The organism is Streptomyces sp. NBC_00234 (assembly GCF_036195325.1).
In the GTDB taxonomy this organism is placed as follows: domain Bacteria; phylum Actinomycetota; class Actinomycetes; order Streptomycetales; family Streptomycetaceae; genus Streptomyces.
Map to the genome: position 1 here is coordinate 2,579,461 of NZ_CP108101.1, position 14,731 is coordinate 2,594,191.

Sequence of the window (14,731 nt, forward strand, 5' to 3'; positions counted from 1 at the left end):
CCCGAAGGGGCCCGCGCCGGACGTCCGACGGCGTCCGGTGCGGGAAAGCTCCGCCGGTGCGGCAGAATCTTGGGTATGGGCATAGTCGCCGGCTTGGACAGTTCTTCCGCCTTCACTCACATCGTCGTCTGTGACACGGACACGGGCGCCGTGCTGCGGCAGGGGTATGCCGCACACCCCATCGAGGCGAAGGCCACCGAGGCCGATCCGCAGGTATGGCTGCTCTCGCTCGGCGAGGCGGCCTCCGGCGGGCTGCTCGAAGGCGTGCAGGCCATCGGTGTCTCCGCCCAGCAGCACGGCCTCGTCCCCCTGGACCGCCAGGGCAATCTCGTACGTCCCGCGCTGCTCGGCAACGACCGCCGGGCGCAGGTGGCGGCGGCCGACCTGATCGACGGGCTCGGTGGCCGCAGGCCCTGGGCCGAGGCGGTCGGTGCCGTGCCGCAGGCCGCGCAGCCGGTGGCGAAGCTGCGCTGGCTGGCGCGCAACGAGCCGGAGAACGCCCAGCGCGTCGCCGCCGTCATGCAGCCGCACGACTGGCTGGTGTGGCAGCTGCTGGGCCGCCCCGCCCGGCGCACGACCGACCGCGGTGCCGCCTCCGGTACGGGGTACTGGTCGGCCGGCTCCGCCTCCTACCGTCCCGATCTGGTCGAGCTCGCGCTCGGTCACCAGGCGACGCTGCCCGAGGTGCTCGGCCCCTCGGAATCCGCCGGGACCACGCCCGAGGGTCTGCTGATCTCCGCGGGCACGGGCGAGACGATGGCCGCCGCCTTCGGGCTCGGGGTCGCGGTCGGCGACGCCGTGGTGTCGCTGGGGGCCTCCGGTTCCGTGATGGCCGTGCACCACGAGGCGCTGGCCGACCCGACCGGGATGATCACGTCGTTCGCCGACGCCACCGGGATGCATCTGCCGGTGGTCCACACGTCCAACGCCGTGCGGGTCCTGCGCGGCACCGCCGAGATGCTGGGGGTCGAGGGACTCGACGAACTCTCCGCGCTGGCGCTGAAGTCGACGCCGGGCGCCTCCGGGCTCGTCCTGCTGCCGTATCTGGAGGGTGAGCGCACTCCCCGGCTCCCGCACACCGCGGGGACGCTGAGCGGGATGCGGCGCGAGTCGATGAAGCCGGAGCACCTGGCGCGCGCGGCCTTCGAGGGGATGCTGTGCTCGCTGGCCGACGCGCTGGACGTGCTGCGCGGTCGCGGGGTCGAGGTGCGCCGGGTGTTCCTGCTGGGCGCGGCGGCCGAGCTGCCCGCGGTGCAGGCGCTGGCGCCCGCGGTGTTCGGTACGCAGGTCGTCGTGCCGCAGCCCGCCGAGTACGCGGCGCTGGGTGCGGCCCGGCAGGCGGCGTGGGCGCTCGGGGTCTCGGAGGGGACGCTCGACCCGCGTACTCCCCCGGCCTGGCAGGGCGCCGCGGCGCAGGTGCTGGAGCCCGGCGAGGAGCTCGCGGTCGGACGGGCCGTGCGCCAGCAGTACGGGGCAACGCGGGACCAGATCCACCCCGGGGCCTTCGACGATTCCGTCTGAGGCCGCGCCCCGGCCGGATGCCTGGCGGGTTTTGACCTGGGTTTGAGCAAAAGCGTTCGCGGTCGCGGTGTGCGGTACCGGAAAATGGGTCGGCCTCTGCCCAACGCCGACTCCGAGAGACACGCGTGCTCATAAAAATCCTGCGGACCCATCTCGGCCCGTACCGAAAACCCATTGCCCTGCTGGTCCTTCTCCAGCTGCTGCAGACCTGCGCCAGCCTCTACCTGCCCAGCCTCAACGCAGACATCATTGACAACGGTGTCGTGACGGGCGACACGGGCTACATCCTGGAGTTCGGCGGCATCATGATCGCCGTCAGCATCGTCCAGGTCGTGTGCAACGTCGGGGCGGTCTACTACGGCGCGCGCACCGCGTCCGCGCTCGGACGCGATGTCCGTGCCGCGGTCTTCGACCGGGTGCAGTCCTTCTCCGCGCGGGAACTCGGCCGCTTCGGCGCACCCTCGCTGATCACCCGGACGACCAATGACGTGCAGCAGGTCCAGATGCTGGTCCTGATGGCGTTCACCTTGATGGTCTCGGCGCCGATCATGTGCGTCGGCGGCATCGTCATGGCGCTCGGGCAGGACGTGCCGCTCTCCGCCGTGCTCCTCGCCGTGGTGCCGGTCCTCGGGATCTCGGTGAGCCTCATCGTGAAGAGGATGCGCCCGCTGTTCCGCACGATGCAGGAGCGGCTCGACACGGTGAACCGGGTGCTGCGCGAGCAGATCACCGGCAACCGCGTCATCCGCGCCTTCGTCCGGGACGCGTACGAGGAGAAGCGCTTCCGCGGGGCCAACACCGATCTGACGGACGTGTCCCTGTCCACCGGCCGGCTCATGGCGCTCATGTTCCCGACCGTGATGACCGTGGTGAACGTGTCGTCCATCGCGGTGGTCTGGTTCGGTGCGCACCGCATCGACAGCGGCGGCATGCAGATCGGCGCGCTGACCGCGTTCCTCGCCTATCTGATGCAGATCGTGATGGCGGTGATGATGGCCACCTTCATGTTCATGATGGTGCCGCGCGCCGAGGTCTGTGCCGAGCGCATCCAGGAGGTCCTGGAGACCGATTCGAGCGTGGTGCCGCCTCTGGCCCCCGTCACGGAGCTGCGCAGTCACGGCCATCTGGAGGTACGGGGAGCGGAGTTCCGCTACCCGGGCGCCGAGGAGCCCGTGCTGCGCGAGGTGGACCTGGTGGCGCGGCCCGGCGAGACGACCGCGATCATCGGGTCGACGGGCAGCGGGAAGTCGACGCTGCTCGGGCTCGTACCGCGGCTGTTCGACGCGACGGACGGCGCGGTGCTCGTCGACGGCGTCGACGTGCGCACGCTCGACCCGGTGCTGCTCGCGAAGACCGTGAGCCTGGTGCCGCAGAAGCCGTATCTGTTCTCCGGGACGGTCGCGACGAATCTGCGGTACGGGAATCCGGACGCGACCGACGAGGAGCTCTGGCACGCACTGGAGGTCGCTCAGGCCAAGGAGTTCGTGGAGGGGCTGGAGAACGGCCTGAACGCGCCGATCGCGCAGGGCGGCACCAATGTCTCCGGTGGTCAGCGGCAGCGTCTGGCGATCGCCAGGACGCTGGTGCAGCAGCCGGAGATCTACCTCTTCGACGACTCGTTCTCGGCGCTCGACTACGCCACGGACGCCGCGCTGCGCGGGGCGCTCGCGCGGGAGACGGCCGGGGCGACGGTGCTGATCGTGGCCCAGCGAGTGTCCACCATCCGTGACGCCGACCGGATTCTGGTGCTGGACGAGGGCCGGGTCGTCGGGACCGGCACCCATCACGAGCTGATGGACGGCAACGAAACCTACCGGGAGATCGTGCTCTCCCAGCTGACGGAAGCGGAGGCCGCGTAATGGCCGGGCCTGGCGGACGCATGATGGCGGGCGGCGCTCCGACCGAGCGGTCCATGGACTTCAAGGGGTCCGGGAAGCGGCTGCTGAAGAGGTTCAGCCAGGAGAAGTCCTCGCTGTACGCGATGCTCGTCGCCGTGGCGCTGAGCGTGGGGCTCTCGGTGGTCGGCCCGAAGATCCTCGGCAAGGCGACCGACCTGATCTTCGCGGGCGTGGTCGGCCGCGGGATGCCGGAGGGGAGCTCGAAGGCTGAGGCCATCGAGGGACTGCGGGAGAAGGGCAGCGACGGTCTGGCCGACATGCTCTCCGCCGTGGACTTCACCCCGGGCGAGGGCATCGACTTCGGTGCGGTGGGCAACGTCCTGCTGGTGGCGCTCGTGGTCTACCTGGGTGCCGGGCTGCTGATGCTGGTGTCGACCCGGCTGTCGATCCGGGTGATCAACCGGGTCGTGTTCCAGCTGCGCGAGGACCTCCAGACGAAGCTGGCGCGGCTGCCGCTGTCGTACTTCGACCGGCAGAAGCGCGGCGAGGTGCTGAGCCGCGCGACGAACGACATCGACAACATCTCGCAGACGATGCAGCAGACGATGGGGCAGCTCATCAACTCCCTGCTGACCATCGTCGGCGTACTGATCATGATGTTCTGGATCTCGCCGCTGCTGGCGCTGGTCGCCCTGGTGACGATCCCGCTCTCGGTGGTCGTCGCGGCCCGGGTGGGCAAGCGTTCGCAGCCGCAGTTCGTGCAGCAGTGGAAGGTGACGGGCCGGCTCAACGCCCACATCGAGGAGATGTACACCGGCCACACCCTGGTGAAGGTCTTCGGGCGGCAGGAGGAGTCCGCGAGGGACTTCGCCGAGCAGAACGACGCGCTGTACGAGGCGGGCTTCAAGGCCCAGTTCAACAGCGGGATCATGCAGCCGCTGATGATGTTCGTGTCGAACCTGAACTACGTGCTGGTCGCGGTCGTCGGCGGGCTCAGGGTCGCTTCCGGCGCCCTGTCCATCGGCGATGTGCAGGCGTTCATCCAGTACTCGCGGCAGTTCTCGATGCCGCTGACCCAGGTCGCCTCGATGGCGAACCTGGTGCAGTCGGGCGTCGCGTCGGCCGAGCGGATCTTCGAGCTGCTGGACGCCGACGAGCAGGAGCCCGACCCGGCCCCGGAGTCACGCACCCGCCCCGGCACGCCGCTGGGCAGCGTCTCGCTGGAGAAGGTGTCCTTCCGCTACGACCCGGAGAAGCCGCTCATCGAGAACCTGTCGCTGAGCGTGGAACCGGGCCACACCGTCGCGATCGTCGGCCCGACCGGGGCCGGCAAGACGACGCTCGTGAATCTGCTGATGCGCTTCTACGAGGTGACGGGCGGCCGGATCCTCCTCGACGGCACCGATGTGTCGACGATGTCGCGCGACGAACTCCGGTCCGGGATAGGCATGGTCCTCCAGGACACCTGGCTGTTCGGTGGGTCGATCGCGGACAACATCGCGTACGGCGCTTCGCGCGAGGTCACCCGGGAGGAGATCGAGGAGGCGGCCAGGGCGGCCCACGCCGACCGCTTCATCCGCACCCTGCCGGACGGTTACGACACGGTGATCGACGACGAGGGCTCCGGGGTCAGCGCGGGCGAGAAGCAACTGATCACCATCGCGCGGGCGTTCCTGTCCGACCCGGTGATCCTGGTGCTCGACGAGGCGACGAGCTCGGTGGACACCCGTACCGAGGTGCTGATCCAGAAGGCGATGGCACGGCTCGCGCACGGCCGGACCAGCTTCGTGATCGCACACCGGCTCTCCACGATCCGGGACGCGGACGTGATCCTGGTGATGGAGAACGGTTCCATCGTCGAACAGGGCACGCACGACGAGCTGTTGGCGGCCGGGGGCGCGTACGCCCGGTTGTACGCGGCACAGTTCGCCCAGGCGCTGGCCGAGGTGGACTAGGGTCTTTCGTTTGGATCAGGCCGGATCAGGGAGCGGGGTCCGGTGCGTACGGACCCCGTTCAGTCCAGATAGCCGCGGAGCTGGTCGGCGAAGGCGTGGTCCCGCAGCTTGTTGAGGGTCTTGGATTCGATCTGGCGGATGCGTTCGCGCGTCACGCCGAAGATCCGGCCGATCTCTTCGAGCGTGCGGGGCCGCCCGTCGGCCAGCCCGTAGCGCAGCTGGACCACCTTGCGCTCCCGCTCCCCGAGCGTGGAGAGCACCGCCTCCAGGTGTTCGCGCAGCAGCAGGAAGGCGGCCGACTCGACGGGGGACGCGGCGTCGCCGTCCTCGATGAGGTCGCCGAAGGCGACGTCGTCCTCCTCGCCGACCGGGGCGTGCAGGGAGACGGGCTCCTGGGCGAGGCGCAGCACCTCTCCGACCCGTTCGGGTGTCAGGTCGAGCTGGGCCGCGACCTCTTCGGCCGTCGGTTCGTAGCCCCGTTCCTGGAGCATGCGGCGCTGGACCCGTACGACGCGGTTGATCAGCTCGACGACGTGGACGGGGACCCGGATGGTCCGTGCCTGGTCGGCGAGCGCGCGGGACATGGCCTGGCGGATCCACCAGGTCGCGTACGTGGAGAACTTGTAGCCCCGGGCGTAGTCGAACTTCTCGACGGCCCTGATCAGTCCGAGGTTTCCCTCCTGGACGAGGTCGAGCATCGTCAGGCCGCGGCCCACGTACCGCTTGGCGACGGAGACGACGAGGCGGAGGTTGGCCTCGATGAGCCGGCGCTTGGCCATCCGTCCCATGACCACGAGACGGTCCAGGTCGACGGCGAGCCTGGTGTCGGGATCGGGGGTGCCGGCGAGCCGTTCCTCGGCGAAGAGGCCCGCTTCGACGCGTCGGGCGAGGTCCACCTCCTCGGCCGCGGTGAGCAGCGGAATCCTGCCGATCTCCCGCAGGTACTGGCGGAACAGGTCGGACGAGGTGCCGCCGGTGTCCGGGCGGCTCGGCCGCTCCGGGCGTTCGGGCACCTCCGGTGGCTCCTCCATCACGGTGTCCGCCGCCTCCCCGGGTGGAGCCGCTGTGGCCTCCGGATGGCGCACGGCCCGGTTCTGCACGGGGATCGCCGGGACATGCTCGGTCGGGCTCGTCACGGTCCGGGTCTGCACGGGGGCGACCTCCAGGTGATCGCGCTGCCGGACCGCGGCGGGTGTGGGGTCCGCCCTCGGTGGACCGACCGCGCTCCGATGACTCAGGCACCGCCACCCAGTGTGGGGTACGACACATCGCTGCCACGAGGGGCGTGCGGTGACTTTTTGAGTCCTGTGCGTGACCGGCCGGTTACCGGCCCCGGGGCGCCGCCGGTCCGCTCGGGGCGGCGCGGGCGCGTCAGAGCGCGTCGGCGCCGTTGCTGCGGAGGGACTGGGCGTACTGCTGGAGGACCCAGACCTCGTTCTGCGCGGCGGCCAGGTGCTCGGGGGCGACGTTGCTGCCGAGGCGGGCGAGACTGCCCTGCACATCGTTGATGCGGCGGTCGACGGCGCGCAGCCGGACCTGGACGAGTTGCATGCCCGCATACGTCTCGTCGATGGACTTGCCGTGGAAGACCTCGACGGCCAGCTCGGTGACGAGGTTGCGCACGGTGTCGTCGGGGGCGGCGTCCAGGACGTTGACGAGGTACTCGCGGGTCTCGGCCAGGCCCTGTTCGGCGCCGCCCGCCTCCGCGATGCACTGGCGCACCGCCGCGTACGGCGGGGCGGTGAACTCGTCGATCCCGTAGGCGTCGAAGGCCGGTGACACCAGGGCGGGCTTCTGGAGGGCGAGCTTGAGCAGCTCGCGCTCGGTTCGGTGGGCGGGGCTGCGGAGGTTGAGCGCGGGGCCCGAGGGGGCCGCCGGGGCGGCGGTGGCCGGTCCGGACTGGTGGTGGGAGCCGCCCCGGGACGGGCCCTGCGCGGGGCCGCGGTCGCCGCGGTCCCGGGCCCAGCGGGCGATCTGCGCCACCCGGCGCACGACGAACTCCTGGTCGAGGATGCCGACGAAGCCGGCGAGCTGGACGGCGACCTCGCGCTGCACACTGCTCGTCTTGATCTTCGCGACGACGGGTGCGGCCTCGTCGAGCGCGGCGGCGCGGCCCGCCGGGGTCTCCAGGTCGTACCGGCCGACGATCTGGCGCAGCGCGAACTCGAAGAGCGGGGTACGGGGTTCGACGAGGTCGCGGACGGCGTCGTCGCCCTTGGCCAGCCGCAGATCGCAGGGGTCCATGTTGTCCGGGGCGATCGCGATGTAGGTCTCGGCGGCGAACTTCTGGTCGTCCTCGAAGGCCCTCAGGGCGGCCTTCTGGCCCGCGGAGTCGCCGTCGAAGGTGAAGATCACCCGGGCGCTGCCGTTGTCCATCAGAAGGCGGCGCAGGAGCTTGATGTGGTCGTTGCCGAAGGCCGTGCCGCAGGTGGCGATGGCGGTGGTGACCCCGGCGAGGTGGCAGGCCATGACGTCGGTGTAGCCCTCGACGACGACGGCCCGGCTCGCCTTGGCGATGTCCTTCTTGGCCAGGTCGATGCCGTACAGCACCTGGGACTTCTTGTAGATCGACGTTTCCGGGGTGTTGAGGTACTTCGGGCCGTTGTCGTCGTCGCGCAGCTTGCGCGCGCCGAAGCCGACGATCTCGCCGGAGGTGTCGCTGATCGGCCACATCAGCCGGCCGCGGAAGCGGTCGATGGGGCCGCGGCGGCCGTCCTGGGAGAGACCGGAGGAGATGAGCTCCTTGTCGCTGAAGCCCTGGCCGCGCAGATAGCGGGTGAGGTGGTCCCAGCCCGCGGGGCTGTAGCCGACCCCGAAGTGGGCGGCGGCTGCCTGGTCGAAGCCGCGTCCCGCGAGGAAGGCACGGCCGATCTCGGCCTCGGGGCTGTCCAGCTGCTCGACGTAGAACCGGGCGGCGGCCTTGTGCGCCTCGACCAGCCGGATGCGTTCGCCACGCTGGTGGGAGGGGTTGTAGCCGCCCTCCTCGTACCGAAGGGTGATGCCCGCCTTGGCGGCGAGGCGTTCGACCGTCTCGGAGAAGGTGAGGTGGTCGATCTTCATCACGAAGGCGATCGTGTCGCCGCCCTCCTGGCAGCCGAAGCAGTGGAAGAGCCCCTTGCTGGGGCTGACCTGGAAGGAGGGGGACTTCTCGTCGTGGAAGGGGCAGAGTCCCTTGAGGTTTCCGCCGCCCGCGTTGCGCAGCTGGAGGTACTCGGAAACGACGGCGTCGATCGGGACCGCGTCCCGGACCGCCTTCACGTCGTCGTCATTGATCCTGCCTGCCACCCGTGAAGTCTACGGGTGGGCCACGACAGCCGGACCGCACGGCGGTGTGATCCGTGGAACGGGCGGGGCTGCCGGGAGGGCGGACGGCCCCTCCCGGCAGCCCCCTCGCTCGGTCAGAGCAGGGAATCCAGCGGCACCGACGGGTCGGCGAGCGCGTCGGGATCGATCTGCGCCCCGGCCCGGATCAGCTGCTGGATGTCCTCGGTGACGTCCCAGACGTTGACGTTCATCCCGGCCAGGACCTTGCGGTCCTTCAGCCAGAAGGCGATGAACTCGCGCTTTCCGGCGTCGCCGCGGATGACGACCTGGTCGTAGCTGCCGGGCGGCGCCCAGCCCGAGTATTCGAGGCCGAGGTCGTACTGGTCGGAGAAGAAGTACGGCACCCGGTCGTACGAAACCTCCTGGCCCAGCATGGCGCGGGCGGCGGCCGGGCCGCTGTTCAGGGCGTTCGCCCAGTGCTCCACCCGCAGCCGGGTGCCGAGCAGCGGGTGCTGCACGGCTGCCACGTCGCCCGCGGCGAAGATGTGCGGGTCGGAGGTGCGCAGCGCGGCGTCGACGGCGATGCCGCCGCCGTGGGCCCGGTCCGCGAGGTCGAGTCCGGCCGCTTCGGCGAGCGCGGAGCGCGGTGCGGCGCCGATCGCGGCGAGCACGTCGTGGGCCGGGTGCTCCTCGCCGTCGTCGGTGCGGGCGGCGAGGACGAGCCCGTCCTGGCCGATGATCTCGGTGAGGCGGGCACCGAAGTGGAAGCGGACGCCGTGCTCGCTGTGCAGATCGGTGAAGATCTGGCCGAGCTCGGGGCCGATCACCTGGTGCAGCGGGGTCTGCTCGGGTTCGACGACGGTGACCTCCGCGCCGTAACCGCGGGCCGCCGACGCGACCTCCAGGCCGATCCAGCCGGCTCCGGCGATGATCAGGTGGCCGTTGTCCCGGCCGAGGCCGGCCAGGACGTTGCGCAGCCGGTCGGCGTGGGCGAGGCGGCGCAGGTGGTGGACACCGACCAGGTCCGTACCGGGGATGTCGAGCCGGCGGGGTTCGGCGCCGGTGGCGAGGAGCAGCTTGTCGTAGTGGATGACGGTGTTGTCGCCGAGCTGCACGGAGCGGGCGGCGCGGTCGATGGCGGTGACGGGCTGGCCGAGGTGGAGTTCGATGTCGGCCCCGGCGTACCAGGCCGTCTCGTGAACGAAGACGCTGTCCCGTTCCTCCTTGCCGGCCAGATACCCCTTGGAGAGCGGAGGTCGTTCGTACGGATGGTCACGCTCATCGCCGATCAGGATCACCCGGCCGCTGAAGCCCTCGGCACGGAGTGTTTCCGCTGCCTTCGCTCCTGCCAGTCCTCCGCCGACGATGACGAACGTGCGATGTGCGTCGACCACTTGTGCCTCCTCGGTGCTGGTGCTGTGCTCCGCCGCCAGCTGCGAGCGTCCCGCACGCAGCGTGATGGCGAAAGAGGGTGTGCCCCGATCAGGTCACACCCAGTGGTCATGAGGTCAGTCTGCCGACTGTGACCGGCACCGTGCGGAGCGGGTCCCCCCGGCGCGGTCATGTGCCCCCAGCACACCACTTGTGGCACGGCCGACTGCCGTCGCCGCGCCCCGGGGCACCGGCCGGGTGGCGGCTCGCACCCCGAATTCCGCTGTGCGGCGTCCTTCTGACGGGCTTTTCGGTCTCACGGCAAAGGGATGAGGGGGTTCCGGGCACGGCACCGGAGAACTGGCTACGGTGGAAAGCGGGACGGCACGCGACGCGCGGGGGACGCATGTTACGTATCCAGTTCACCAGCAGGGATCTGAACCGATTACGGGTCTCGCCGGGGCCCGACCCCTTGTGGGAGGTGGCTCTGACCCTGCATCTGCTCCAGAACAGACAGGCGGCGCTGGTCTTCGACCCCTGGCGCAGGGAGGTGCGGACGGCGATCGCGCGGGCCGGTCTTGAGGAGACGGTGGCCTCGCTGATCCGGCTCTGTCCGTTCGCCGCGTACTTCCCCGACTTCCTCACGCCCGCGCCGGGCACCACGGACCTGGAGACCGGGATCGACCGGGTGCTCTCCACCCCGGCGCCCCGCATCGGACGGGAGGTCGCCCGGCTCTACGGGCCCGGCCGGATACCGGCGGGCGCGCGGCGGCTGGCGGCCGGGGACGCCGGGGCGCTCGGCCGTCTCGGCGAGGGGCTGCGCCGCTACTACGCGGTGGCGGTGGAGCCGTATCTCGCGGCGATCGGACCGGTGGTCGCGGCGGACCGCCCGCTGCGCGCCGAAGCGGCCCTGGCCGGGGGGCCGGACGGGCTGCTCGCCAGCTACCGGCCGGACCTCTCCTGGCGGGAGGAGGACCGGGTGCTGGAAGCCTCGTATCCGGTGCGGTGGGACCTTCCTCTCGGCGGGCGTCCGCTCACGATGGTCCCTGCGTTCTTCTGCGTACGCTTCCCCGTCGCCCTCGCCGATCCGCTGCTGCCGCCCGTGCTCGTGCACCCGGTGACCCCGCTGCCCGGCTGGCTGGAGCGGTTCAGGGCCGCGGAGCGGAACGCCGCGGCGGGCCCCGGGCCGGTGGCGCATCTCATCGGGCACACCCGGGCGGCGGTACTGGACGTGCTGGAGAGGCCGCTGACGACGACTCAGCTGGGTTCCGCGCTCCGCCTCGCACTGTCGACGGCGAGCCGGCACGCGACGGTGCTGCGGGAGGCGGGACTGATCAGCTCGGAGCGGCGCGGCCCGTCCGTGGTCCACCGGCGCACCCGGCTGGGCGACGCCCTCATGACCGGGGTGGCCGGCGGGAGGGCGGGGGTCTCCCACGGCGGGCGGAGCGGGGCGGTCGCGCTCAGGAGCGCCGCATCGTGAGGGTCGTGTGCAGGGACAGGGCCGAGGCGTCGGTGAGCGCGGCGATCTGGTCGACGAGGACCCGCTTGCGCGCCCGGTCGTCCGGCGCCCCCTCGTACTGGGCGCGGAACTGCGGCTCCAGCCCTTCCGGCGCGCGGGCGGTCAGTGCGGCGGCCAGCTCCGCGATGACGATGCGCTGTTCGGCGCGGATGACCTCCTGCTCGGCGCGCTGCATGACGTAGCGGTCGGCGACGGCCTTCAGCACGGCGCACTCGTTGCGCGCCTCGCGGGGCACGACGAGCTCCGCGCCGTACCGGCTGAGGCGTCCGGGACCGTGCCGCTCGTACGTGGCGACCTCGGCGGCCTGGCAGAAGCGGCCGATGAGCTGGCTCGTCGCGTCCTTCAGCCGGGCCTGGGCGACGGCCGAGCCGTCGTAGCCGTGCGGCCACCAGTCCTGGTCCATGAGCCGGTCGAGGGCCTCGGCGAGCTCCTGCGGTTCGGTGTCGGCCGGTACGTACCGGCCGACGGCGACGGCGAAGATCTCGCGCCGCTCCGGCTCGGCGAAGAGGCAGTTCGGGTCGATGTGCCCGGCGTGCAGTCCGTCCTCGAAGTCGTGCACGGAGTAGGCGACGTCGTCGGACCAGTCCATGACCTGGGCCTCGAAGCAGGTGCGGTCCCGCGGGGCGTCCTGGCGGACCCAGTCGAAGACCGGCAGGTCGTCCTCGTACACCCCGAACTTCGGGGAGGCGGGGTCGGTGGGATGGCCGCCGCGGGGCCACGGGTACTTCGTCGCGGCGTCCAGGGCGGCGCGGGTCAGATTGAGCCCGACGCTGACGAGCTCGCCGCTGCGGGTGTCGCGCACGAACCGCTTCGGTTCGAGCCGGGTCAGCAGACGCAGCGACTGGGCGTTGCCCTCGAAGCCTCCGCAGTCCGACGCGAAGTCGTTGAGCGCCTGCTCCCCGTTGTGCCCGAACGGCGGGTGGCCCATGTCGTGCGAGAGGCAGGCCGTCTCGACCAGATCCGGGTCGCAGCCGAGCGCGGCCCCCAGCTCACGGCCGACCTGTGCGCATTCCAGGGAGTGCGTGAGCCGGGTCCGGGGGCTGGCGTCCCAGGCGGGACTTCGGGTGCCGGGGGTGACCACCTGGGTCTTCCCCGCGAGGCGGCGCAGGGCCGCCGAGTGCAGCACGCGGGCGCGGTCGCGCTGGAACGCGGTGCGGCCCGGCCGTTTGTCGGGCTCGGTGTCCCAGCGCTCGGTGTCCCTGGCCCCGTATGCGGCCGTGTGCGTGTCGTGGCTGCCCTGCGTACCGTCCATGGTCCCGACAGTAACGACCCGGACCGACAAACCGGGGTCAGGCGGACGCCAGGAGCCGCTCGTTCACCGGGGATTCGTATCCGAGCGCCGCGTCGTACCGGTGCAGGACGAGCCGGGCCATCGCCGGGTGGGCTCCGAGCGGGGCCGCGGCGACTCCCGGTGCGGCGGCGGCTGCCGCGGTGGCGAAGCGGCCGGGTGCGGTGAAGTACGAGGCGATGGCGACCCGGTGGCGGCCCCGGGCGGCGAGGGCGCGCACGGCGGCCGGGACGGTGGGTCCGGCGGCGGAGGCGTAGGCGGGCACGACGGGTATGCCGCCGAGCCGTTCGCTGAGCATCCGGGCCGTGCGGCGGGTGTCGGCCGCGGAGTCGGGGTCGCGCGAACCGGCGGCGGCGAGCACGACGGCGGCGCTGCGGCTCCTGGCGCCGGCGTCCCAGCCGGCCTCGACGAGGCGTCCGTGGAGCGCCTCGACGAGCAGTGGATGCGGGCCGAGCGGTGCGGCGGTGCGGCTCCGCAGGGCGGGCGCGCCGGCAGCGGCGGCGGGCAGGTCGTGCTTGACGTGGTGGCCGCGGCCGAGGAGCAGCGGTACGAGTACGGCGTCGCCGGCTCCCACGGCGGCCAGCGTCTGGGGCAGAAGGGGTTCGTTGAGCTCGATGTGACCGAGGCGGACGTCGAGGCCGGGGCGGAGTTCCCTGACCCGGTCGAGGAGTTCCAGGACCGTGCGCAGGGCGTGCGGGTCCCGGCTGCCGTGCGCGACGGCGACCAGCGTGGGGGCGGGTGCGCCGCCGGCCGCGGGGGCGGTCCGGACGGGCTGCCGGGTGCGGTACATGGGCCTGCGGGTTCCGTTCCGGGAGACGAGACTGAGCTGGGTGCCGAGTTGGTTGGTGATGCGGGTCAGGAGTTGGGCGGTGCTGTCGAGGGACAGGGGCTCACGGGGGTGTTCCGATGCCGGCGCCGTCATGGACCGATGGTGCCGGGTGGAGGTTGCCGTGCCGTTGCGCGAGGGTGACGGGTGTTTGCCGTGGCCTCACGGTGGATGTCGCGGAGGAGTGAACTGTTTCGGCCCGCCGTTCGTCCCGTCATAGGAGACGGCAGAACGTGACGACGGCGGACGGACAGGGGGGCTTGCGTGCCACGGGTACGACTGAGACGGCCGAGGATGCCCGGATGGGCGGGGCGGCTGGGACGGCCGAGGTGGCCCGCACGGTTGAGGCCGTCGCTGGCACGGCTGCCCTCGCTGCCGCGCCTGCCGCGGACCCGCCGTGCACAGCGGCTGCTCGTGCAGGGGCTCATGGCGGCCTGTGTGGTGGGGCTCGCGCCCGCCACCTGGATGTACGCCACGGCCGACGCGCGGGTACGGACGACCGCCGACGCACCCGCACGGCAGGTCGCGGTCGTGTTCGGGGCCGGGCTGTGGCAGGGAAGGCCCTCGCCGTACCTCGCGCACCGGCTCGACGCCGCCGCCGAGCTGTACCGGACCGGCACGGTGAAGGTCGTGCTGGTCACCGGGGACAACAGCCGGGTGGAGTACGACGAGCCGGACGCGATGCGGACGTATCTCACCGAGCGCGGGGTACCGGACGGGCGGATCGTCAGCGACTACGCCGGATTCGACACCTGGGACTCCTGTGTACGGGCCAAGAAGATCTTCGGCGTCGACCGGGCGGTGCTGGTGAGCCAGGGCTTCCACATCCGGCGGGCGATCGCGCTGTGCCGCACCGCAGGGATCGACGCGTACGGGGTCGGGGTCGACGACGTACACGACGCGACCTGGTACTACGGCGGCGTGCGGGAGATGATCGCCTCGGGGAAGGCGGCGCTGGACGTCGTGTTCCGGCCCGATCCGCAGTTCCTCGGGCCGCGGGAACCGGGCGTCACGGAAGCCCTCGCGGCGGACTGAGGGCGACGCGGGGGGCCGACCTCACCGCCGGGTCCGGGGCGGGCTGAGGTGGGTGTACCCGGTGCGTAACCGGAAGCACCGGTCCTCGTAATACCCGGCTCGCACGCTGGGCAT

10 protein-coding genes are annotated in these 14,731 nt (G+C 71.6%); 5 read left to right on the forward strand and 5 right to left on the reverse strand.

Annotated features, from left to right (window positions below; genetic code table 11):
• The first annotated feature begins 75 nt into the window (after nucleotides 1–75).
• From OG230_RS11280 to OG230_RS11290, 3 genes are all read left to right on the forward strand, one after another.
• Nucleotides 76–1,521: an FGGY family carbohydrate kinase gene (locus OG230_RS11280; protein ID WP_328910037.1), complete on the forward strand. Its 1,446-nt coding sequence runs from the start codon at nucleotides 76–78 to the stop codon at nucleotides 1,519–1,521.
• A 125-nt stretch (nucleotides 1,522–1,646) separates the two neighbouring features.
• The gene (locus OG230_RS11285) at nucleotides 1,647–3,380 is read left to right on the forward strand and encodes an ABC transporter ATP-binding protein (protein ID WP_328910038.1); all 1,734 of its coding nucleotides are present in this window, start codon (nucleotides 1,647–1,649) and stop codon (nucleotides 3,378–3,380) included.
• Complete coding sequence (locus OG230_RS11290; RefSeq protein WP_328910039.1) at nucleotides 3,380–5,314, forward strand: ABC transporter ATP-binding protein; 1,935 nt, start codon at nucleotides 3,380–3,382, stop codon at nucleotides 5,312–5,314. The genes OG230_RS11285 and OG230_RS11290 overlap by 1 nt, the downstream gene beginning before the upstream one ends.
• A 59-nt stretch (nucleotides 5,315–5,373) precedes the next feature.
• Here the strand turns inward: OG230_RS11290 and OG230_RS11295 are convergent, their stop codons facing one another.
• The 3 genes from OG230_RS11295 to OG230_RS11305 all read right to left on the reverse strand — a co-directional run bounded on the left by OG230_RS11295 (nucleotide 5,374) and on the right by OG230_RS11305 (nucleotide 9,972).
• On the reverse strand, nucleotides 5,374–6,465 hold the full coding sequence (locus OG230_RS11295) for an RNA polymerase sigma factor (RefSeq protein WP_443051532.1): 1,092 nt from the start codon (nucleotides 6,463–6,465) through the stop codon (nucleotides 5,374–5,376).
• Nucleotides 6,466–6,685: 220 nt separating this feature from the next.
• Complete coding sequence (gene dnaG / locus OG230_RS11300; protein WP_328910040.1) at nucleotides 6,686–8,599, reverse strand: DNA primase; 1,914 nt, start codon at nucleotides 8,597–8,599, stop codon at nucleotides 6,686–6,688.
• 113 nt (nucleotides 8,600–8,712) lie between these two features.
• Nucleotides 8,713–9,972, reverse strand: a complete 1,260-nt coding sequence (locus tag OG230_RS11305; RefSeq protein ID WP_328910041.1) for an NAD(P)/FAD-dependent oxidoreductase — start codon at nucleotides 9,970–9,972, stop codon at nucleotides 8,713–8,715.
• A 383-nt stretch (nucleotides 9,973–10,355) separates the two neighbouring features.
• On the opposite strand from OG230_RS11305, the gene OG230_RS11310 reads away from it, so the two are divergent.
• On the forward strand, nucleotides 10,356–11,429 hold the full coding sequence (locus tag OG230_RS11310; RefSeq protein ID WP_328910042.1) for a winged helix-turn-helix domain-containing protein: 1,074 nt from the start codon (nucleotides 10,356–10,358) through the stop codon (nucleotides 11,427–11,429).
• Here OG230_RS11310 and OG230_RS11315 read toward each other — a convergent pair.
• Together OG230_RS11315 and OG230_RS11320 are read right to left on the reverse strand one after the other, a co-directional pair.
• Nucleotides 11,410–12,720, reverse strand: a complete 1,311-nt coding sequence (locus OG230_RS11315) for a deoxyguanosinetriphosphate triphosphohydrolase (RefSeq protein ID WP_328910043.1) — start codon at nucleotides 12,718–12,720, stop codon at nucleotides 11,410–11,412. The genes OG230_RS11310 and OG230_RS11315 overlap by 20 nt on opposite strands.
• Before the next feature lie 37 nt (nucleotides 12,721–12,757).
• Nucleotides 12,758–13,678 (reverse strand): sirohydrochlorin chelatase, encoded by a 921-nt coding sequence (locus OG230_RS11320; protein WP_328910044.1) that lies wholly within the window; start codon nucleotides 13,676–13,678, stop codon nucleotides 12,758–12,760.
• Nucleotides 13,679–13,876: 198 nt separating this feature from the next.
• On the opposite strand from OG230_RS11320, the gene OG230_RS11325 reads away from it, so the two are divergent.
• Nucleotides 13,877–14,617 (forward strand): SanA/YdcF family protein, encoded by a 741-nt coding sequence (locus OG230_RS11325; RefSeq protein ID WP_443051533.1) that lies wholly within the window; start codon nucleotides 13,877–13,879, stop codon nucleotides 14,615–14,617.
• Nucleotides 14,618–14,731: the final 114 nt, after the last annotated feature.